Source organism: Methylophaga thiooxydans DMS010 (assembly GCF_000156355.1).
In the GTDB taxonomy this organism is placed as follows: Bacteria; Pseudomonadota; Gammaproteobacteria; order Nitrosococcales; family Methylophagaceae; genus Methylophaga; species Methylophaga thiooxydans.
Genome location: NZ_GG657882.1, coordinates 1 through 20,700 on the forward strand (window position 1 = coordinate 1; position 20,700 = coordinate 20,700).

25 protein-coding genes are annotated in these 20,700 nt (G+C 46.3%); 10 read left to right on the plus strand and 15 right to left on the minus strand.

Translation table 11 applies throughout. The annotated features are described in order from the left end of the window. Positions 1–292 precede the first annotated feature (292 nt). Together MDMS009_RS00005 and MDMS009_RS00010 are read right to left on the minus strand one after the other, a co-directional pair. Positions 293–1,435: a PilT/PilU family type 4a pilus ATPase gene (locus MDMS009_RS00005; RefSeq protein WP_008289812.1), complete on the minus strand. Its 1,143-nt coding sequence runs from the start codon at positions 1,433–1,435 to the stop codon at positions 293–295. A 12-nt stretch (positions 1,436–1,447) separates the two neighbouring features. Beyond that, the gene (locus MDMS009_RS00010; protein WP_043887648.1) at positions 1,448–2,485 is read right to left on the minus strand and encodes a type IV pilus twitching motility protein PilT; all 1,038 of its coding nucleotides are present in this window, start codon (positions 2,483–2,485) and stop codon (positions 1,448–1,450) included. Positions 2,486–2,575: 90 nt separating this feature from the next. On the opposite strand from MDMS009_RS00010, the gene MDMS009_RS00015 reads away from it, so the two are divergent. The 6 genes from MDMS009_RS00015 to pyrE all read left to right on the plus strand — a co-directional run bounded on the left by MDMS009_RS00015 (position 2,576) and on the right by pyrE (position 7,173). Further along, positions 2,576–3,271: a YggS family pyridoxal phosphate-dependent enzyme gene (locus tag MDMS009_RS00015; RefSeq protein ID WP_008289822.1), complete on the plus strand. Its 696-nt coding sequence runs from the start codon at positions 2,576–2,578 to the stop codon at positions 3,269–3,271. 49 nt (positions 3,272–3,320) lie between these two features. After that, complete coding sequence (gene proC, locus MDMS009_RS00020) at positions 3,321–4,154, plus strand: pyrroline-5-carboxylate reductase (RefSeq protein WP_008289813.1); 834 nt, start codon at positions 3,321–3,323, stop codon at positions 4,152–4,154. Further along, positions 4,147–4,713 (plus strand): YggT family protein, encoded by a 567-nt coding sequence (locus MDMS009_RS00025; RefSeq protein ID WP_008289787.1) that lies wholly within the window; start codon positions 4,147–4,149, stop codon positions 4,711–4,713. The genes proC and MDMS009_RS00025 overlap by 8 nt, the downstream gene beginning before the upstream one ends. Positions 4,714–4,781: 68 nt before the next feature. Continuing rightward, entirely contained in the window at positions 4,782–5,933 is a 1,152-nt protein-coding gene (metX, locus tag MDMS009_RS00030) for a homoserine O-succinyltransferase MetX (RefSeq protein ID WP_008289794.1), read from the plus strand. Then, entirely contained in the window at positions 5,930–6,532 is a 603-nt protein-coding gene (metW, locus tag MDMS009_RS00035; RefSeq protein ID WP_008289796.1) for a methionine biosynthesis protein MetW, read from the plus strand. The genes metX and metW overlap by 4 nt, the downstream gene beginning before the upstream one ends. Next, on the plus strand, positions 6,532–7,173 hold the full coding sequence (pyrE, locus tag MDMS009_RS00040) for an orotate phosphoribosyltransferase (RefSeq protein WP_008289826.1): 642 nt from the start codon (positions 6,532–6,534) through the stop codon (positions 7,171–7,173). Before metW ends, pyrE begins: the two co-directional genes overlap by 1 nt. A gap of 9 nt (positions 7,174–7,182) precedes the next feature. On the opposite strand, the gene MDMS009_RS00045 is transcribed toward pyrE, so the two are convergent. After that, positions 7,183–7,938 carry a sulfite exporter TauE/SafE family protein gene (locus tag MDMS009_RS00045; RefSeq protein ID WP_008289823.1) on the minus strand — a complete coding sequence of 252 codons (756 nt, stop codon included), beginning with the start codon at positions 7,936–7,938 and terminating at the stop codon, positions 7,183–7,185. A 30-nt stretch (positions 7,939–7,968) separates the two neighbouring features. Between MDMS009_RS00045 and MDMS009_RS00050 the strand changes: the two genes are divergently transcribed. Continuing rightward, complete coding sequence (locus tag MDMS009_RS00050; protein ID WP_008289827.1) at positions 7,969–8,646, plus strand: DUF4124 domain-containing protein; 678 nt, start codon at positions 7,969–7,971, stop codon at positions 8,644–8,646. Here MDMS009_RS00050 and hisC read toward each other — a convergent pair. From hisC to MDMS009_RS00100, 10 genes are read right to left on the minus strand one after another with little or no spacing between them, the layout of a single operon-like run. Further along, the gene (hisC, locus tag MDMS009_RS00055; protein WP_008289831.1) at positions 8,643–9,698 is read right to left on the minus strand and encodes a histidinol-phosphate transaminase; all 1,056 of its coding nucleotides are present in this window, start codon (positions 9,696–9,698) and stop codon (positions 8,643–8,645) included. The two genes, MDMS009_RS00050 and hisC, sit on opposite strands and share 4 nt — an antisense overlap. Further along, complete coding sequence (hisD, locus tag MDMS009_RS00060; protein WP_008289832.1) at positions 9,698–11,002, minus strand: histidinol dehydrogenase; 1,305 nt, start codon at positions 11,000–11,002, stop codon at positions 9,698–9,700. Before hisD ends, hisC begins: the two co-directional genes overlap by 1 nt. Further along, a complete protein-coding gene (gene hisG / locus MDMS009_RS00065) occupies positions 10,995–11,639 on the minus strand; it encodes an ATP phosphoribosyltransferase (RefSeq protein WP_008289786.1) in 645 nt (214 codons plus the stop codon). Before hisG ends, hisD begins: the two co-directional genes overlap by 8 nt. Further along, positions 11,632–12,915 carry a UDP-N-acetylglucosamine 1-carboxyvinyltransferase gene (gene murA / locus MDMS009_RS00070; RefSeq protein ID WP_008289803.1) on the minus strand — a complete coding sequence of 428 codons (1,284 nt, stop codon included), beginning with the start codon at positions 12,913–12,915 and terminating at the stop codon, positions 11,632–11,634. Before murA ends, hisG begins: the two co-directional genes overlap by 8 nt. Before the next feature lie 22 nt (positions 12,916–12,937). Beyond that, the gene (locus MDMS009_RS00075; protein WP_406564436.1) at positions 12,938–13,138 is read right to left on the minus strand and encodes a BolA family protein; all 201 of its coding nucleotides are present in this window, start codon (positions 13,136–13,138) and stop codon (positions 12,938–12,940) included. Between the two features lie 48 nt (positions 13,139–13,186). Next, positions 13,187–13,492, minus strand: a complete 306-nt coding sequence (locus MDMS009_RS00080) for an STAS domain-containing protein (RefSeq protein WP_008289800.1) — start codon at positions 13,490–13,492, stop codon at positions 13,187–13,189. Further along, entirely contained in the window at positions 13,489–14,127 is a 639-nt protein-coding gene (locus tag MDMS009_RS00085) for an MlaC/ttg2D family ABC transporter substrate-binding protein (protein ID WP_008289792.1), read from the minus strand. Before MDMS009_RS00085 ends, MDMS009_RS00080 begins: the two co-directional genes overlap by 4 nt. Then, entirely contained in the window at positions 14,127–14,594 is a 468-nt protein-coding gene (gene mlaD, locus MDMS009_RS00090; RefSeq protein ID WP_036315728.1) for an outer membrane lipid asymmetry maintenance protein MlaD, read from the minus strand. The genes MDMS009_RS00085 and mlaD overlap by 1 nt, the downstream gene beginning before the upstream one ends. Positions 14,595–14,596: 2 nt before the next feature. Further along, positions 14,597–15,379: a lipid asymmetry maintenance ABC transporter permease subunit MlaE gene (mlaE, locus tag MDMS009_RS00095; protein ID WP_008289807.1), complete on the minus strand. Its 783-nt coding sequence runs from the start codon at positions 15,377–15,379 to the stop codon at positions 14,597–14,599. Further along, a complete protein-coding gene (locus MDMS009_RS00100) occupies positions 15,376–16,194 on the minus strand; it encodes an ABC transporter ATP-binding protein (RefSeq protein ID WP_043887652.1) in 819 nt (272 codons plus the stop codon). The genes mlaE and MDMS009_RS00100 overlap by 4 nt, the downstream gene beginning before the upstream one ends. Positions 16,195–16,408: 214 nt before the next feature. Here MDMS009_RS00100 and MDMS009_RS00105 point away from each other — a divergent pair, with 214 nt between their 5' ends. The 3 genes from MDMS009_RS00105 to MDMS009_RS00115 all read left to right on the plus strand — a co-directional run bounded on the left by MDMS009_RS00105 (position 16,409) and on the right by MDMS009_RS00115 (position 18,712). Next, complete coding sequence (locus tag MDMS009_RS00105; protein WP_008289820.1) at positions 16,409–16,972, plus strand: SRPBCC family protein; 564 nt, start codon at positions 16,409–16,411, stop codon at positions 16,970–16,972. 77 nt (positions 16,973–17,049) lie between these two features. Next, positions 17,050–17,967 (plus strand): YVTN family beta-propeller repeat protein, encoded by a 918-nt coding sequence (locus MDMS009_RS00110; RefSeq protein ID WP_008289816.1) that lies wholly within the window; start codon positions 17,050–17,052, stop codon positions 17,965–17,967. Beyond that, complete coding sequence (locus MDMS009_RS00115; RefSeq protein WP_237700437.1) at positions 17,942–18,712, plus strand: class I SAM-dependent methyltransferase; 771 nt, start codon at positions 17,942–17,944, stop codon at positions 18,710–18,712. The genes MDMS009_RS00110 and MDMS009_RS00115 overlap by 26 nt, the downstream gene beginning before the upstream one ends. A 12-nt stretch (positions 18,713–18,724) precedes the next feature. Here MDMS009_RS00115 and MDMS009_RS00120 read toward each other — a convergent pair whose 3' ends face one another. Then, positions 18,725–20,050 carry a replication-associated recombination protein A gene (locus tag MDMS009_RS00120; protein WP_008289819.1) on the minus strand — a complete coding sequence of 442 codons (1,326 nt, stop codon included), beginning with the start codon at positions 20,048–20,050 and terminating at the stop codon, positions 18,725–18,727. Continuing rightward, positions 20,047–20,685, minus strand: coding sequence for an outer membrane lipoprotein chaperone LolA (lolA, locus tag MDMS009_RS00125; protein ID WP_008289788.1), 639 nt, complete (start codon positions 20,683–20,685; stop codon positions 20,047–20,049). The genes MDMS009_RS00120 and lolA overlap by 4 nt, the downstream gene beginning before the upstream one ends. Positions 20,686–20,700 lie beyond the last annotated feature (15 nt).

Sequence of the window (20,700 nt, forward strand, 5' to 3'; positions counted from 1 at the left end):
GCACCACCTAAGGCACACATAAAGTTCGTTCCTGCGTCACGCTTGGCCGGTCCAGCGCACCCAGCGAGTAATGCAGCCGCAAACGCTACTGCTACTAATTTACCTGTTAGTTTCATATTGCCTTCCTTCTCTTCCCGTTAGGTAAGTAAAAAATCGTATTTGATATCAGGATGGCTTATTCCATACAGACATCAGACTGTTGTAGTTTGACTACATACAGGGGCTAATTTCAAGTGTCTTGTAATAAATTTCTGTTTTTTCGTTTAATTTTGTATCAAAAATGCTACAAACCTTACATCCTATTCATTATGCCTTCATCTTCTGCTTCCAATGCTAGTCCTTTAACCGCGTCATCTTGCGGTAACTCGCCAGATTCTGCGCCAAGCTTGATCATTAAACGAACTTCATTGCTTGAATCTGCATTTTTGATTGCGTCTTCATAAGTGATTTCACCCGCTTTGTAGAGATCATACACCGCTTGATCAAATGTTTGCATGCCTAACTCTCGCGAGCGTTTCATAACGTCTTTGATCTCTGAAACTTTACCTTTTTCTATCAGATCACCAATGAGCGGTGTATTGAGCAAGACCTCTACCGCAACGGTTCTACCGCTTCCATCTTTTTTAGGAATCAGTCGCTGCGCAACGACGGCTTTTAGATTTAATGACATATCTAAAAACAGCTGCTTATGCCGCTCTTCAGGGAAAAAGTTAATGACACGGTCCATCGCCTGATTGGCATTATTCGCGTGCAAAGTAGAAAGACATAAATGACCGGTCTCAGCGAAAGCAATCCCATAATCCATTGTTTCGCGCGCCCGAATTTCACCAATCATAATAACGTCAGGCGCTTGGCGTAGTGAGTTTTTCAGGGCAATATCATATGAGTCGGTATCAATACCTACTTCGCGCTGAGTTACTACACAACCACTGTGTTTATGATCAAATTCAATGGGATCTTCTATCGTCAAAATGTGTCCGGTACTGTTTTTGTTCCGGTAACCTATCATCGATGCCAGTGTCGTCGATTTACCACTACCGGTTGCCCCGACAAAAATCACTAACCCTCGCTTGGTCATGGCGAGCTCTTTGATGATTTCAGGAACATTCAACTCTTCAATAGTGGGGATTTCGTCCTTGATGCGACGTAGCACCATCGCCACTCTACTTCGCTGATACAAGGCACTCACCCGAAAACGTCCTGCACCTTTAGTATCAAGCGCGTAATTGCATTCTTTATCTCGCTCAAACGTTTTTTTCTGCTCATCAGACATGGTGCTTAACACCAAATCACGTGCTTCATCATCAGCAAGTGAGTCCTGCGACAACGTCGCCATGCGACCACTAACTTTGAGGGTAACGGGACGACCAGCTGTTACAAAGATATCCGAGGCATCATGTTTCACCGCCGCTTTTAAAATAGTCACGATTTCCATCGTTGTCGCTCCTTAACGGAATAGATCTTTATTAACAGCTCGAGGTAACGCCTCTGCCTTAGTCACTTGCTGACGTCTAACCAGATCTTGTAAGCATTGATCTAAGGTCTGCATACCAATGGCACCACCAGTTTGAATCGCGGAGTACATTTGCGGCACCTTGTCTTCACGAATTAGATTTCGGATTGCCGGTGTACCAATCATAATTTCGTGCGCAGCGATACGTCCGCCGCCGACTTTTTTCATCAAGGTTTGTGAAATTACTGCGCGAAGTGATTCCGATAGCATCGAACGCACCATATCTTTCTCAGCTGCCGGGAAGACATCAATAATACGGTCAATAGTTTTTGCCGCCGACGAGGTATGCAAAGTACCAAACACCAAGTGACCTGTTTCTGCGGCTGTTAACGCCAAGCGAATCGTTTCAAGATCACGCAGCTCACCGACAAGGATGATATCGGGATCTTCACGTAAAGCACTGCGTAATGCTTCGCTAAAGCCTAAGGTGTCGCGATGCACTTCACGCTGGTTCACCAAACACTTCTTACTCTGATGCACAAACTCAATCGGGTCTTCTATCGTTAAAATGTGCTCGTTATCTTTCTCGTTGCGGTAATCCACCATGCCCGCTAGCGTCGTTGACTTACCTGAACCCGTAGGCCCAGTAACCAAGACAATACCGCGTGGATTATCGGCAATGGTTTTGAATATTTCCGGCGCCCCTAAGTCCTCGAGAGTTAGCACTTCGGAAGGAATGGTCCGGAATACCGCCGCCGCACCACGGTTTTGATTAAAGGCGTTAACACGAAAACGCGCTAAATTGGGAATCTCAAATGAAAAATCCGCTTCCAGAAACTCTTCGAAATCCTTGCGCTGCTTATCATTCATGATGTCATAAATCATCGCATGAACTTCTTTATGCTCCATCGGCGGCAAGTTTATCCGCTTCACATCGCCGTCGACCCTAATCATAGGCGGTTCACCGGCGGAAACATGTAAATCCGAAGCCTTGTTCTTTGCACTAAAAGCAAGCAATTCAGTAATATCCATCCACTTTCCCTAGAATGATTGTAGTAACCTAAGCGGCTCAAGAATAAAGCAATTGATATAAAGGTAGCGCGCTCATCGCAGGCTTGCAACATGACAGAGATAAAAAAACGCTTCGAAACCATTTCCAGCAGTATCCGTCAGGCTGAATCGGATGCAAACCGTGCCGAAAAAGCGGTACAACTTCTTGCTGTCAGTAAGACATGGCCCGCGGAGAAACTTCGTACAGTTGCCGCTTTAGGCCAAACACGCTTTGGTGAGAATTATCTTCAAGAAGCGTTAGACAAAATTCATGCGCTTGCAGATTTGGAACTGGAATGGCACTTCATTGGGCCCATACAATCAAACAAAACACGTGATATCGCGACATTTTTTGATTGGGCACAAACAGTGGATCGACTCAAAGTTGCGAAGCGGCTTAACGACCAACGCCCACAACAGTTGCCACCGCTTAATGTTTGTATTCAAGTAAATATCGACAATGAAGACAGTAAATCTGGTGTCTCGGTTGAAGAAATCCAACCACTTGCCGAAGCGATACAACAATTCGACAAGCTTAAGTTGCGCGGATTAATGATTATCCCAGCCCGCCATGACAATGAAACAGCTCAAGCAGAAACGTTTCGACGTGCATTCGAACTTTATCAAAGTCTACAGAGCCAGTTTGATGGTATTGATACTTTATCGATGGGCATGACAGCAGATAGGCAACTCGCTATTCAACATGGCAGCACCATGGTCAGAATCGGTACTGCTCTTTTTGGTCAACGCCATACCCGACAAGACTGATAAGCTTTACACTTAATCAATCACTATAGAAAAAAACGAAGGTCAATCAATGAAACAATGCACACTCGCTTTCATCGGTGGTGGAAACATGGCTCGCAGCCTGATCGGTGGTCTTATCACTAATGGCTTTGCCGCAGACAACATTCATGTCGCGGATTCCAGCAATGAAACATTACAGACTCTGACCAATTTATACCCTGTAAGAACCTTTACCGACAATACAGCCGCCATCGCTGATGCTGAAGTCGTGATTCTGGCTGTTAAACCTCAACAATTGCAGGCAGTGACACGGCAACTCAGTGCTAACTGGAGTAAAGACAAATTACTTATTTCCATTGCGGCTGGCATCCGTTTAGATGACATTTCGCGCTGGCTGGGACAAGAACAAGCAGCGATTGTGCGGGCAATGCCAAATACTCCATCTCTGGTGCAAGCCGGCGCCACTGCTTTGTGTGCTAATGATCATGTTGAAACAGAGCAGCATGAATTAGCTGAATCCATTCTAAGAGCAGTGGGATTAGCGCTGTGGGTAAAACACGAACAGCAAATGGATGCAGTCACTGCTCTGTCTGGCAGCGGCCCTGCGTATTTATTTTTAGTGATGGAAGCAATGCAAACAGCAGGTATGGAGTTGGGTTTACCTGAAGAGACTGCCCGCCTACTGGCACTGGAAACGGCTTTTGGTGCGTCAAAAATGGCTTTGGAAAGCGATGAGTCAGCCTGTGTGTTACGTCAGCGAGTTACCTCTCCCGGCGGCACCACGGAACGCGCCCTCGACGAATTTGAAAAGGGTGATTTACGGGGTTTATTCAGCAAAGCATTAACAGCGGCCGCATCACGAGCAGACGAATTAGCCACGCAACTAGGACAAGATCATGAGTAGTAGCTACCTTGCCAACCCACTGATTTTTATCGTTGATACCTTATTTTACCTGTACATGATCGTCGTCGCGTTACGACTCGTCATGCAGTGGGCCAATTGGGAATACCACAACCCTTTAGTCCAATTCATCATCAAAGCAACCCAAGTACCGGTAAAGTTTTTACGCCAATTTATACCTGCATTGGGTCGCTGGGACACAGCCACAATTGTCTTACTGTTACTGGTGACTTTCGCCAAGCTGCTGGCAGTAGGCCTTATCATCGGAGCATTACCTAATGGTCTGATGTGGCTCAGCGTGCTTTTGGCCGAGATCTTTTCATTATTTATCAGTATCTTCACTGTCAGTATTATTATTGAAGTTATACTCAGTTGGGTAACACCAGCAGGCAGCTACAATCCAGTGGCGCCATTGGTCAGTCGCATGAATGCGCCATTACTACGTCCAGTCAGAAATCTGATCCCTTCTCTGGGCGGAATAGATTTATCACCACTATTTGTATTGCTTGGTCTGCAAGTATTATCAATGCTGGTCATGCCACTGCTAACAGGACAAATCTAAGCCTTCAGGATTGCGCTCAGGCCGCAGTCTGATTAGACTTAACGCTTTTTTAAAGGAATCACTCCCTTATGCCGGAATCAATACCAGCCGACTCAGTTGGTTTGGTAAGCCCATCAACACTGCACATCGATGATCCACTGAAGCTGGATTGCGGTCGCGTTTTGCCACATTATGATCTGGTTTATGAAACCTATGGTGAGCTCAACGCCGAGCACAGTAATGCCGTATTGATCTGTCACGCACTGTCTGGTGATCATCACGCTGCAGGCTTCCATACGATGGAAGATCGCAAACCCGGTTGGTGGGATACGGCGATAGGGCCCGGTAAAGCGATAGATACCAATAGATTCTTCGTTGTTTCTGTCAATAACCTGGGCGGCTGTAAAGGCTCTACGGGCCCTAATACTATTAATCCCGAAACCGGCGAATTGTATGGTCCTGACTTTCCTATCGTCACCGTTTCAGATTGGGTGAGAAGTCAGGCCATGCTCGCTGACAAACTGCAGATTACACAGTGGGCCGCTGTTATTGGGGGCAGCTTGGGTGGTATGCAGGCTCTGCAGTGGGCCATCAGCTTACCGGAACGGGTTCGCCACACGGTCGTGATCGCCGCGGCACCAAAGTTATCGGCACAGAATATTGCTTTCAACGAGGTCGCCCGTACCGCCATCAAATCCGACCCCGACTTTCATGATGGCTATTACATGGCGCAGAATACCCTACCTCGACAAGGTTTAGGCCTTGCCCGTATGTTGGGTCATATTACCTATCTGTCCGATGAGGCTATGGGTGAAAAATTCGGTCGTGAACTACGTAGCGGTGCGATTCAATTTGGTTATGATGTGGAATTCCAGATCGAAAGTTATCTGCGCTACCAAAGCACCAGCTTTGTCGAACGCTTTGATGCCAACACCTACTTGCTGATGACCAAAGCGTTAGATTATTTCGACCCGGCCAAAGAATTCGATGATGACCTGACCGCTACAGTGGCAAATATAAAAGCAAAATCGCTAATTATTTCCTTCACCAGTGATTGGCGCTTTTCACCAGTACGGTCGAGAGAAATCGTCAATGCGATGCTGGCAGCTGGCAAGTCGGTCAGCTATGCCGAAATTGAAGCTCACCAAGGCCATGATGCGTTTCTGATGCCTATCCCCCGTTATCTGGAAATATTCGCGAGCTATATGCAACAAGTGGCTAACGAAGGGGAAAATCGATGAATTTACGCGTCGACCAACAAATTATCAGTGACTGGATTCCCGATGGTGCCAAAGTACTTGATTTGGGCTGTGGCAACGGCACACTGCTCAATCATCTGCAACAACGCCAAGTCACTGGCTACGGTCTTGAAATTGATAACAGCAAGTTTGCAGAGTGCATTAAAGCTGGCATCAATGTTATCCAAGCCGATTTGGACCAAGGCTTATCGCAGTTTGCCGATCAAAGCTTCGACTTTGTAATCCTATCTCAAACCTTACAAGCCATTCAGCGACCTGACTTTCTATTGAGGGAAATTGTTCGCGTTGGTAAAAAAGGCATTATCGGCTTCCCTAACTTTGGCTATTGGCAATGCCGTGCCCAATTAGCTTTGGCAGGCCGTATGCCGGTATCAAAGACCTTGCCTAATGCTTGGTATGAAACCCCTAATATTCACCTGTGCACTATTCAAGACTTTGAACGCCTTTGTGACGATCATCGCCTTGACGTATTGAACCACAGTATCGTTAACCATAAACACAAAGACAGTCTCGGTATTAAACTGCTGCCTAATTTATTTGGTCAGATTGCCGTCTATCTTGTTCAAAAACAAACATCATAATGAAAACTTACCAGAAAGAATTTATTGAATTTGCCCTTGAAACCGGCGTATTACGATTTGGCTCATTTACCCTTAAATCAGGCCGTCAGAGCCCCTATTTCTTTAACAGTGGTCTGTTTAATAGTGGTGCCAGCTTAGCGAAATTAGGCCGTTTTTACGCGCAAACAATTGCCGAGTCAGAGGTTGAGTTTGATGTTTTATTTGGCCCAGCCTATAAAGGCATTCCCCTCGCATCGACAACGGTGGTGGCGCTAGCAGATCAGCAACAACGTGATGTGCCTTATGTGTTCAATCGGAAAGAAAAGAAAGATCACGGCGAAGGTGGGCAACTGGTCGGTGCAGAACTCAAAGGTAAGGTGTTGATAATCGACGATGTGATTTCTGCAGGAACCTCTGTACGTGAGTCTGTCGATATTATCCGCGCGGCTGGTGCAGAACCTGCCGGCGTCATTATTGCGCTAGACCGACAAGAGCGTGGGCAAGGTGAACTGTCAGCGATTCAAGAAGTACAGGCAGAGCATAATATACCTGTGCTCAGCATCATTTCCTTAAATGACCTACTTGGTTATTTGCAAAACAGTGATGAATTAGCTGAATTTTTGCCAGCTGTTCAAGCCTATCGCGAGCAGTATGGGGTGTGAGCTGATTTGTTAGCCCCAGATCAGCTTTACTGAAATCAACAAGGTTACCACTTCAAAAGCACGTTTAATCCACCGATTGCCATGCTTTAAAGCTAGATGCGCGCCCAAGTAGCCGCCGATCAAGGAGCCCAGCAATAGAGCCGGTAACCAATCCCAGCGGATATCACCCAGAATGCCTAAGGTAATCGCACCTGAACCATTCCAGAACAATCCCACCATTGTCAGCGTGTACGCGACTGCGCGTTGGTAATCCATACCAAACCATAGCACCAGCCAGATGGTCACAAACAAGCCCGTCCCCGATGTCAATGAGCCATTGAGAAAGCCCAGAAAAAATAACACCAAACCACCAATATAAAAGCCTCTGCGACTTCGGTTAATTGGATCATAACTCTGGCCTAGCTGCGCTTTCAGCATGGAATAGATACCTAGACCACCGGTGAGTAACCCCAGGGCAATCTCAGCCCATCGATCTGGTACTAACAAAATCACACTACCCCCCAACACGACACCAGGGACACCGGCAAGAAGCATCAACCAAACAAATTGCCGCTCCAAACGACTGGTTCTAAAGTAACGTAAGACGGCACCGATACCTAAGGCGACACTGGCCACTTTATGTGTCGCTAAAGCAACGCCAAATGTCAGGCCAAGGAAGATTAAAACCGGAAACTGAATCAGGCCAGCCCCCCCTCCGCTAAACGCTGAAAAGGTATTTGCTACCAATGACACCAGAAACAGGATAAATTGCTCTAAAAGGTTCAAATTACCAACAACTCACTTTAGAATAAGCGAATGATGATACGTAAATTTCTCTCTCACAGCATCTGCATCCTATCTTTGTTGACGTTATCGTTTTCAGCCATAGCTGACAGACTCTATCGTTTCCCAGATGAAAACGGTGTTTTAACGTTGAGCCGAAGTTTGCCGCCAGAAGCCGCCCAAAAAGGCTACGTTATTTTGGATGATAAAACGATGCGCGTCATTGAGCGCGTCGCTCCTGCGCCAACAGAAGAAGAAATTGCTGAAATCAAAGCGCAACAAGCGAAAGCAAAAGAGCAGGAAAAACAAGCTAAGCTAGAAGCTGAAAAAGCTCAGAAACACCGTCAACAGCAAGCCAGTTTTGATCGTACATTGCTTATTACATACCCCACAGAGCAAGATTTGATAGATGCTCGCGATAAAGATATTAACTATCGTAAAGAGCAAATTGACTTACACCTTGCCAAACTCCCTAAGTTAGAACAACACTTAATAGACGTTCAGAAACAGGCGGCAGCACGTGAGCTGAGTGGCAGTAAAATTAGCGATAACATGCAAAAAAGATTAGATGCTGCACACGAAGAAATCGCTATTCGCAACCAAGCGATTCAACAATACCGGGCAGAAATCGAATCTTTGTCAGCAGAGTATGCGATAGAGTTGGAACGTTTACGTTATTTGCTGCAAAGACGTTCTGAGCGTAATAATTAGACCAAACCATCCAGCACGGATAAAAGGTGCTGATTTTCTGATGGTGTACCGATGGTAATACGTAGAAACTGATCGATGCGGCGCTTATTAAAATGACGCACGATAATGCCTTCTTTACGCAACTTCATCGCTAAATCTGCTGCATCAAACGCTGGATGACGGGTAAAAATAAAGTTGGCGGCAGATGGCAAAACCTCAAAACCCAACTCATTCAGTGATGCTGTTAACTTGTCACGACTGCTAATAACTTTGTTACAGGTATCACGGAAATAAGCATCGTCTTTTATTGCTGCTACCCCTGCGCTAGTAGCCAAGCTATCAAGCGGATAGGAGTTAAAGCTGTCTTTAACGCGGACTAAGGCCTCAATCAGATCGGGGTGACCTACTGCGAAGCCAATCCGCATTCCCGCCAAAGACCGAGACTTGGAAAACGTTTGTGTCACTATCAAATTGGGATAGCTATCGACCAGCGATATCGCCGTTTCACCACCAAAATCAATATAGGCCTCATCAATAACAACCACGGACTCGGTATTGGCCTTTAACAAGCGTTCAATGTCAGCTAATGCCAATAAGCAGCCTGTCGGTGCATTGGGGTTAGGGAAAATAATACCGCCGTTATCTCGCAAATAATCAGCTATATCAATCTGAAAATCATTCGTCAGAGGAATGGTCTGATAGTCGATCTTGTAAAGCTGACAATAAACCGGATAGAAACTATAGGTAATGTCGGGGAACAGCAAGGGCGGCTCATGCTGAAACAAAGCATGGAAAATATGCCCAAGCACCTCATCAGAACCATTACCTACAAACACGTTGGCCGTATTTACCTTGTAAAAATCGGCGATGGCCTCTTTAAGCTCACGCGAGGTTGGGTCAGGATACAAACGCAATTTGTCGCTGACATCAAAATGAATGGCTTCCAATACCTTCGGTGATGGCCCGTATGGGTTCTCGTTGGTATTCAGTTTGATCAGGTTTGCTATCTTAGGCTGCTCACCAGGTACATACGGCTCAAGATTGTGGACAAACGCGCTCCAGTAGCGGCTCATTAGTCATCCTTTAAACGATATTCAGCACTACGCGCATGAGCTGTCAGGCTTTCACCGCGAGCCAGCACTGAGGCTATCTTGCCTAAGCTCTGTGCGCCTGATTCTGATACCTGAATTAAACTTGAGCGTTTCTGGAAATCATATACACCTAACGGTGAACTGAATCGCGCTGTGCGTGACGTCGGCAACACGTGGTTAGGGCCAGCACAATAATCGCCCAAAGCTTCAGGCGTATACCGCCCTAAGAAAATCGCACCGGCATGACGAATTTTTTTCGCCATTGCCATAGGGTCATCAACCGACAACTCTAAATGCTCTGCTGCAATAAAGTTAGCAACATCTATCGCTGTATCCATGTTCTCGACATGAATTAAGGCTGCACGGCTAGTCAATGACGTCGTAATAATGTCTTTACGTTCCATTGTCGGTAATAAGCGTTCAATCGACGCCTTAACCTGTTCCAGGAACTGGGCATCTGGTGAAATCAAGATAGACTGGGCATCTTCATCATGCTCTGCTTGTGAGAACAAATCCATCGCAATCCAGTCCGGATCCGTTTTACCATCACAAATCACCAAGATTTCGGATGGTCCGGCGATCATATCGATGCCCACCGTGCCGAACACCATACCTTTCGCTGTCGCCACAAAGATATTACCCGGACCAACAATTTTATCGACCTGTGGAATTGTCTCGGTGCCATAAGCCAACGCTGCCACAGCCTGCGCACCACCGACAGCAAATATACGATCAACGCCAGCAACCGCAGCAGCGGCTAATACCAACTCGTTGACTTCATCATCTGGTGTTGGCACCACCATAATCAGTTCTTGCACACCAGCCACTTTGGCCGGGATTGCATTCATTAATACAGATGATGGGTATGCTGCCTTACCACCAGGCACATACAAACCTGCACGATCTAAAGGCATCACTTGTTGACCAAGAATAGTGCCGTCGTCTTCGGTATAACTCCATGAATCTTGCTTTTGATGTTCATGGTAAATACGAACACGCTCCGCCGCCGCTTCCAGCGCTTCACGCTGAGCATGCGGAATACTCTCTAACGCGGCTTTAGCTCTCTCCAGAGAAATTTCCAGATCAGCCATAGTTTTCGCTTTCACACGGTCGAATCGCTGGCTGTATTCAATAACAGCAGCATCGCCATGCGTTTTCACAGCGGCTAGAATCTCTCTGACAATGTTAGTTACTGCTTCATCAGACACACCTTCCCAATCCAGCAGTTTTTCCAACTGTGGCCAGAAATCAGCGGCGGCGGCATCTAATTGTTTAATATCAATCATTACTCTTGTCTCGGACTGCATTACGGATTTGATCAATAAATGTCTGAATCCGTTTATGTTTCATTTTCATTGATGCTTTATTGACTACTAAACGTGAACTTATATCCGCAATATGTTCCATCGGTACCAAACCATTGGCACGTAAGGTATTACCGGTATCAACCACATCAACAATACGATCTGCCAAACCAACTAAAGGCGCCAACTCCATCGAGCCATAAAGTTTAATAATTTCTACCTGCTCGCCTTTTTCAGCGTAAAAGCGGCGGGTACTCTCAACGAACTTGGTTGCTACTTTCAAACGGCCATTGCTGACTGATTGGTCAGGTTTACCCGCCGTCATTAACTTACAACAGGCAATATTCAGATCGACAGGCTCATACAGTTCGGCATGCGGATGTTCCATCAACACATCTTTACCTGCCACACCAATATCCGCACCACCATACTCAACATAGGTGGGCACATCTGAAGCGCGCACAATAATCAATTTCACATCAGGAACGTTGGTATCCAGAATCAGCTTTCGACTGGTTTCAGGATCGTCTAAAGGCTCAATACCCGCCGCTTTCAGTAATGGCAGCGTTTCTTTAAAAATGCGCCCTTTTGACAATGCCAGGGTCAATGAATCAGGCATTGGCTCTCCTCGCTGAACTAGGTACACGACGAATGCGTGCGCCTAATTGTTGTAATTTTTCTTCAATACATTCATAACCACGATCGATGTGATAAATGCGTTCAACTTCGGTCTCACCTTCTGCCACTAATGCAGCCAGTACCAAACAGGCCGAAGCACGCAAGTCAGTTGCCATCACTGGCGCGGCTGTCAGTGCATCACGTCCCTGGCATACCACGGTATTACCTTCGATCTGTAAGTTTGCACCCATACGCTGCATTTCCTGCACATGCATAAAGCGATTTTCAAAGACTGTTTCAACAATCGTTGCCTGACCTTCGGCAACACTGTTTAACGCGGTGAACTGTGCCTGCATATCGGTTGGGAATGCAGGGTAAGGGGCGGTACGAATATTGACCGCTTTCGGACGTTTTCCCTTCATGTCCAAGCTAATCCAGTCTTTTCCTACTTCGATCTCGGCCCCTGCTTCTTCCAGCTTCAGCAAAACGGCTTCAAGTTGGTTAGCATCGGTGTCTTTCAGTTTAACCCTACCGCGCGTTAGCGCCGCAGCAACGAGATAAGTACCGGTCTCAATCCTGTCTGGCAGTATTTTGTATTGTGTGCCACTCAGCGATTTCACACCTTCAATCACCAATGTTGCCGTACCAATACCACTGATCTTGGCACCCATCGTGTTGAGATAATTAGCTAAATCCACCACCTCAGGTTCACGGGCAGCATTTTCTATCGTCGTTGTACCTTCAGCTAGCGTGGCGGCCATCATCAAGTTTTCGGTACCTGTTACCGTTACTTGATCCATAAAGATGTGAGCACCTTTTAGGCCTTTACCATCAGTGGCACGGATGTAGCCGTTTTCCACTTTGATGTCAGCGCCCATCTGCTCAAGACCACGTAAATGTAAATCAACCGGACGTGAACCTATCGCACAACCACCCGGTAAAGACACATCGGCTTTACCGTATTTCGCCAATAACGGACCGAGTACCAAAATCGACGCACGCATGGTTTTAACCAGATCATATGCCGCTTCAGTATCCGTCAGTGTGCTGGGGTCAATGACAACACCAGAGCGTTCATCCACTGTCAGCGTCACACCCATGCGGCCCAGAAGCTCTAAGGTCGTTGTAATATCATGCAGATGTGGCACATTACCAATACGCACCGGTGAATCGGCTAGTAAGGCGCCCATAAGGATAGGTAATGCCGCGTTTTTAGCACCAGAAATGCGGATTTCGCCGTCTAGTGCAACGCCGCCATTAATTATCAGTTTATCCATAGCTATTTGCCGGAAGTGCCGTTTACTGCGGCGCAGAGGTTTTCAAAGATAGTGCGTGTAATTCGCCGCTGGCAAACTTATCACCCAACGTTTCTTTGACCATTTTATGTTGCTGCACCAGTGTTTTCCCGGCAAAAGAAGGGCTGATAACACGGGCATCAAAATGCTGACCGTCATCCCCTAGTACTTCTACTTCGGCATCTGGCATTCCAGCTTCGATCATGTGTTTTATATCTGAGGCTTTCATTAATCTCTGTCTATTTTTGGAGGCTTATTGAATGGGTAAAAACTCATCAAGACCACTGGCTCCAGCAATCGCCCGCATTTGATTGGGCAAATTACGAAAACTAATGGTTTTATCTGATTGTTTTGCCTGACGCATCCATGTGATCAGCAGGGCTAAACTGGCACTATCTGCTCTCGATACACCAGCCAGATCAATATCCAGTTCGGATTTCGTATCGAACAGGGTCTCTGTTTCAGCCATCACTGCCGAGGCTGAGTCCAGCGTCAATTCACCACTGACACGAAATAGTTGGGCATCCTTATCAAACTGAATGCTGAATAAATCGCTCATACTTTAACTTTTTCGTTACGTTTAGCTAGATTTTCTATCAAGCCTTCCATTCCACCTTGACGGATGTCATTGGCAAAACTAGACCGATAGTTTGTAACGAGGCTGATGCCGTCAATTTTGACATCATACACTTTCCATTCGTCTTGCTTGTTCTGATACAGCGATAAGGCCATAGGAATTGCAGGGCCAGCAGGTTGCACGACCTCCATGGGCACACTGACACGTTTACGGCTAATATCATCACGGAAAGGCAACATACGAATTTCTTCGTCAGTGTATTCCAGCATCGCAGTGGAATAGGTTCTGATCAAGAGCAATCTGAACTCTTCCGTAAAACGCACACGTTGCTCAGCATTGGCTTGACGCCAATTCTTTCCTAACGCCAGTTTTGACATTTTTTCAAAGTCAAAATGCGGCATCAAAATAGCTTCGACTAAGGCGTAGATTTTGTCAGGATTATCTTCAAGTTCAACTTCATTCTCTGCTAATGCCGCAAGCATGTCATCAGAGGCTTTTTTGACCAAAGCTTGTGGCTCAGACATTTCTTGTGCTGACAACGCTACTGGACTGCAAGCAAGCATCATTGCCGCTAACGCCAGTATAAATTTACTCATCAATGTTGTTGGCATGGTCATTATTCATCACCTTCCGCTTTGCTGTAGAGGAACTGTCCGATTACCTGCTCCAGTACTAAGGCAGGCTGAGTTAAATCTATGACATCCCCATCTTGTAAAAATTCTTCCTCAGCACCGGCTACCAAACCGATGTATTGCTCACCTAACAGACCGGCGGTGTAGATGCTGGCTGAGGTATCTAAAGGTAGATTGTCAAATTGTGGATACATGTTAATGGTGACTTCCGCGTTATACGTCACTGGATGCAAATTAATGGATGCCACTCGACCGACACGTACTCCTGCCATCGTCACCGCAGAACGAACCTTCAAACCACCGATGTTTTCAAATTCAGCCGTGACTTGATAACCGGTTTCATCGGTAAAATCCCCCAAGTTGCTGACTTTCATCGCAAGCATAAATAAAGCAGCCAGACCGGCGGCAACAAACATCCCGACAAAAATTTCGGTACTCTTATTCTGCATCATTTTTACTCATCTCCAAACATCAACGCAGTCAGCACAAAGTCTAGCCCTAAAATAGCAAACGCGGAGTGCACAACTGTGCGCGTGGTTGCTCTACCGACCCCTTCCGACGTCGGCGTGGCATCATGCCCTTCAAATAAAGCGATCCATGTCACAACAAAACCAAAGACCACACTTTTAATCACACCATTGAGGATGTCATCGTATAAATCCGTTTTGGCCTGCATTTGCGACCAGAACGCACCATCATCGACACCCAACAGGCCATGACCTACCAAGAACCCACCAAGAATACCCACAGCACTGAAAATCGCCGCCAATAACGGCATCGCTATAATGCCTGCAAGAAAGCGCGGGGCTATAATTCGTCTAATCGGGTCAACAGCCATCATTTCCATACCTGACAACTGTTCAGTACTTTTCATCAGTCCAATTTCAGCGGTCAACGCTGAGCCCGCTCGCCCAGCAAATAATAAGGCACTAACGACTGGCCCTAATTCACGCACTAACGACAGCGACACCAGAACACCTAATGATTCCTCGGCACCAAAATCAACCAACGTATTGTAACCCTGCAACCCTAATACCATGCCGACAAACAGGCCTGAAATCAGAATAATCAGGATTGATAACACACCCACTGAGAACAATTGTTGAACGACCAGGGAAAAGCGTAGAAATAAGCCCGGAATGCCCAGCAACATATTGAACAAAAACAAATGCGCACGGCCTTGTCGTTCAAACGTACCTAAGCCCCAGCGTCCTAGGCTACGAATCAGGTTTATCATGCATTCTCCTCAGGGTTTAATAGATCGTCTGCATAATCACGGCCACCGTAATGGAACGGCACAGGGCCATCAGGTAGCCCCTGCATGAACTGTTGTACCCACTGAGAGCTAGAGTGCTTAAGTTGCAACGTTGTGCCCTGCTCAATAATTTTGCCGTCTGAAAGTAAGTAAATGTTATCGGCAATTTCGGCGGTTTCTGCTACATCATGAGAGACCACGATACTGGTCAATCCCATCGCATCATTCATGCGGTGAATCAAATTGACAAGTGTTCCCATGGAAATAGGATCCTGACCTGTAAATGGCTCATCGTACATAATCATCATCGGTTCAAGCGCAACCGCACGTGCCAAAGCAACACGTCTCGCCATACCACCGGATAACTCATTCGGTGACATGTTACGGGCGTTCCGTAATCCCACCGATTGCAGCTTCATTAACACCAGATCGCGAATTAATGACTCAGGAAGATCAGTATGTTCTCTTAATGGAAAAGCCACATTATCGTAAACATTTAAATCTGTGAGTAAGGCACCGCTTTGAAATAGCATACCCATTCGTTTACGCAGCTCATAAAGTTGCGAGTGAGAAAGTTTGTGAACATCCTGACCGTCGACTTCAATCGTACCTTGATGGGGACGAAGTTGACCGCCGATGAGTTTCAGCAAAGTGGTTTTACCAGTGCCACTTGGGCCCATAATAGCCGTGACTTTACCGCGCTCAATATCAATATTGACGCCGTCGAATATGGCACGGTTACCACGATAAAAGTGCAAGTCCCTGATCTTTACCAGTGGCACAGGTCTCTCCAGCATTGTATTAAGTCTAGAATAAAGGCCGTCAATTTTCGTGAATAACCCCGACTAAGTCAAATCTGTGTATGGAAAATCCGCACGAGTTCCGCTAGAGTGTGCAATCCAGTTTCTGGTGATAGGAACTCCTAGCCGCGTTTTTTGTTCAGATTGTGTTCAGAATCCGTGTGCTAACGTTACTGACACACCTACTGAAAAAAAACGGAGAAAATATAATATGAAGAAGTTGTTCCAATTTTTTGCTGCTGCCATGATGGTCATGCCAATGCTGGCCAGTGCTCACGGCCCTACTCGTCAACAAGTTCAAGAAACAATCTTTATCAATGCTGCCCCTGAAAAAGTCTGGGCGATGGTAAAAGATTTCGGTGGTTTACATAACTGGCATCCAGCTGTTGCAAGCACCGAACTGAAAGACGATAAAACTCGTGTACTGACATTGAAGTCAGAAGGTAATCCTACCATCACCGAAAAGCTTGATAAGCTAGACGATGAAAGAATGATGATGATCTACAAAATTGAAGATATGAGCGTTGTTAAAACCATCACATTCAATAGTAAAGACACGCCTTACTACACCTTCCCTGTTAACAACTACAAATCATGGTTGTCAGTCAAAGCAAAAGACGGTGGTTCAGAAGTGAAATGGAAAGGTAAATTCTACCGTTCATTCATGGACAACCCACCAGTGCCAGAAGGTCAGGCGGACCAAGATGCTGTTGACGCCATTACTGGGGTTTACACATCAGGCCTGAACAACCTGAAAGCCATCATGGAAAAATAATGCTGGCACCGCTTAACAAGCAAATCAAAAAGGCGACTCTGAGTAGGGTCGCCTTTTTATTATTAGCTAGCTGTCTAGTGAGCGGCTGTTTTAGTGATGAAACTGAATATGCTCTGATCACCAATCAACTCGCCAATAATGTCAGCGTGATTGACATCAATAGGCAGCAAGTAATCAAAAGCATTACTGTCGGTGATAGTCCAGCTGGCATCAGTATTAGTCAGACTAAACAACTGGCTTTTGTCACTAATCCAGACAGTCAGACGGTTTCCTTTATTGACCTAAACACCTTGGCTGAAACGCGACAGGTGACTGTTGGGCCTGGGCCTGTCGGCATTATTGCTGATAAGGCAGGTAAATACGTGTATGTTGCTGATTGGTATGACAACAACATCATGGTCATTGAGGTAGATACCGGCGCTATCATTAAGACCATCACCGTAGGTCAATCACCTGCAGGCATGGTACTGGATGAAAGCCAACAAAGACTGTATGTTGCCAACCGTGATGATAACGCTGTCGCGTTTATTGATCTGAACAACCAACACGTCGTTCGAAGTGTTGATACCGGCAAAGCGCCTTTTGGCATGGCCATCTCCCCAGATGGTAAGTTCGTCTACAGTGTGAATGTTCAAAGCAGCGATGTCACCGTCATCAATACACAAACTGCAGAAGTCGTCACCACTATTCCCGTTGGGGAGTGGCCTTATTGTGCGGTTGTCAGTCCGGATGGTAAAAAGCTCTACATTACCAATCAGGACGACAGCACCATTTCGGTCATTGATACCCAGACAAACCAAGTCACGAACACCATTCCGGTTGAAGATGCGCCGGAGGGTATCGACACCACCGCCGATGGTAGCCTAATCTATGTGGCCAACTGGGGTAGCGGCAATATGACCGTTATTGATGCTCAGACTGAAAAGCCATTGAGGGTGATTGAAACGGCAAAAGGCAGCCGTGCATTTGGTGATTTCATTAGCCACATTGAATAAGCTACTCAGTTCCGTATCTGCCATAACTCAAGATGCCCTGCCACAGGCCAATGCTGTGGCAGAGCGGCTTGGTCTAACAGTCGTGCCTGTTTCTCATGCTGAGGCACAAATCCACGTAAGTACTGACTTTATCGCCTTGCAGATTCCTGATCTAGGTAAGCCAATTACCCTTGATTTTGCCTCAGGAAAATATGATCACCGTAGAAAATTTGGTGGCGGACGCGGCCAACCTTTAGCAAAAGCCATCGGTCTTAAAAAAGGCCAAACACCGAATGTGATTGATGCCACAGCCGGGTTTGCCCGTGATGCTTTTGTTCTAGCCAGTCTCGGTTGTCAGGTGACCATGTTGGAGCAAAGTGCGGTAATGAGCCTGTTAATTGAGCAGGCAATCACACATGGCCTTCGTAATGATGAGATTGCTGATATTACTCAAAGACTATCGATCCATCACTGCAACGCCGTTGATTATCTCAAACAACTAAGTACATTACCTGATGTCATTTATCTGGACCCGATGTACCCCAGCAGAGAAAAATCCGCCTTAGTGAAAAAGGAAATGCAGTTACTGCATCAGCTTATAGGCCCTGATCTGAATAGTGATGATTTATTGAGCGTAGCGCGGAAAAAAGCGCTGAAAAGAGTCGTGGTCAAACGGCCTAAAGGCGCCGATTATGTTGGTCAGCAGAAACCATCTGTGTCTATCGAAAGTAAAAACACCCGCTTTGATATTTATCCTACTTTTTAAATAACTCGATATTTAACGTTTGGCTTGTTTATCCATTTCTCGCAGTCGAGCCATTTTTTCACCAATTTTTATTTCCAAACCACGATTAACAGGTTCGTAGTACGTTCGCTCTCGCATCGATTCAGGAAAATATTCTTCACCTGCTGCGTATGCCTCGGGCTCATCATGGGCGTAACGATACTCTCTGCCATAACCGAGTTCTTTCATCAGCTTGGTCGGCGCATTTCGCAAATGCACCGGCACCTCTGCACTACCGTGAGCCTTGGCATCATGCATGGCGGCTTTAAAAGCAGTATAGACAGCATTACTTTTGGGAGCGCAGGCAAGATACACTACCGCCTGTGCAATGGCTAACTCGCCTTCAGGCGTACCCAGTTTATCGAAGCTTTCCCAAGCATCCAGGGCAATACGTAACCCGCGCGGATCAGCATTCCCAATATCCTCTGCCGCCATTCGCACCACGCGTCGCATCAAATAAACCGGATCGCAACCACCATCTAACATGCGACACAGCCAATACAGGGCTGCATCCGGTGAAGAACCTCGCACCGATTTATGTAATGCCGAAATCTGGTCGTAAAATGCCTCGCCACCTTTATCAAAACGACGCAAAGTGCCGGAAAGCACTTCCGCCAGATCCGTTTCATCTACCTTCGCCTGCCCCTTGCTGTCTGCCAGATCGATAGCAATTTCGAGCAAATTCAGCACGCGACGACCATCACCATCAGCCGTTTGAGCTAATTGATCACGCAGTTCATCAGCGATAGCAATACCACGCTCTGCTAAACCTAATTCAGCATTGGACATGGCTCTATCAATGATCTGTCGCAAATCCGTTGTTTCCAGCGACTTCAGCACATACACACGGGCTCGTGATAATAGGGCGTTGTTAAGCTCGAAAGACGGGTTTTCGGTAGTCGCACCAATAAAAGTGAATGTGCCGTCTTCCACATAAGGTAAGAAAGCATCCTGCTGAGACTTATTAAAGCGATGCACCTCGTCAACAAACAACATGGTGCGTCTGCCTTGCTCTTGCTGCAGCTGTTGCGCTCTTGCTACCGCGGCACGTACTTCCTTTACCCCAGCCAAAACCGCTGAAATCGTCATAAATTCAGCATCGCAGTATCCAGCGATCAACTTAGCCAGCGTTGTTTTACCAGTACCAGGCGGCCCCCAAAAAATCATTGAATGGGGATGGCCAGAAGCAATAGCTTGTCTTAGGGGCTTACTTGCTCCCAGAAGATGAGCCTGACCTATATATTGATCCAGCGTTTTAGGACGCATACGGTCAGCCAGCGGTCGGCTGGCCAAATCATCCACTTGATCGAACAAACTCACTGCTGCGCTTCACCTACGACATCAATACCTGTGGGCGGTGTAAATTTAAACATATCCTGTTTAAATTTCGGGTTTTCAATCACTTGCGTAAACGTCAGGCGTGTACGTTGATCAAAACTGTCACGCATAATCATCTGCTGTAATACATCACCATCAAATGCCAGCGTCACAGCCTGAAAGTTAGACTCGGTTTGCTTTGGCGTGAGTTCAACCCATAATAAGCCATCGTCTGATGGCAGATTGTTAATGTTGTACTTATCTTCCGGTACTAACTCACCAGATAATAGCGTTGCCGGTGTTTCAGCCAACGCCTCTTGCTGAGATTTAACCGTCACCTGCTCCAAATCAACATCGTAGAACCAAATATTTTTACCATCAGCCACAATTTTTTGTGGGTATGGCGTTTCATAGTCCCAACGAAATTTACCCGGCCGTGACAACACAAAAAGACCTTGAGCCTGTTCCATAACCTGACCTTCAGGATCAATAACCGTTTGTTCAAAGGCTGCCTGAAAGGTTTCAACATGTTGCACAAATTGATTTAACTTATCTTCACCTGTCGTTTGCGCCTGACTCAAGCCAGTCACTAACAGCAGCGATAAAAATAGGCCTGCCATGATTTGTTTCATCGTCATTAACGACTCCGTTGT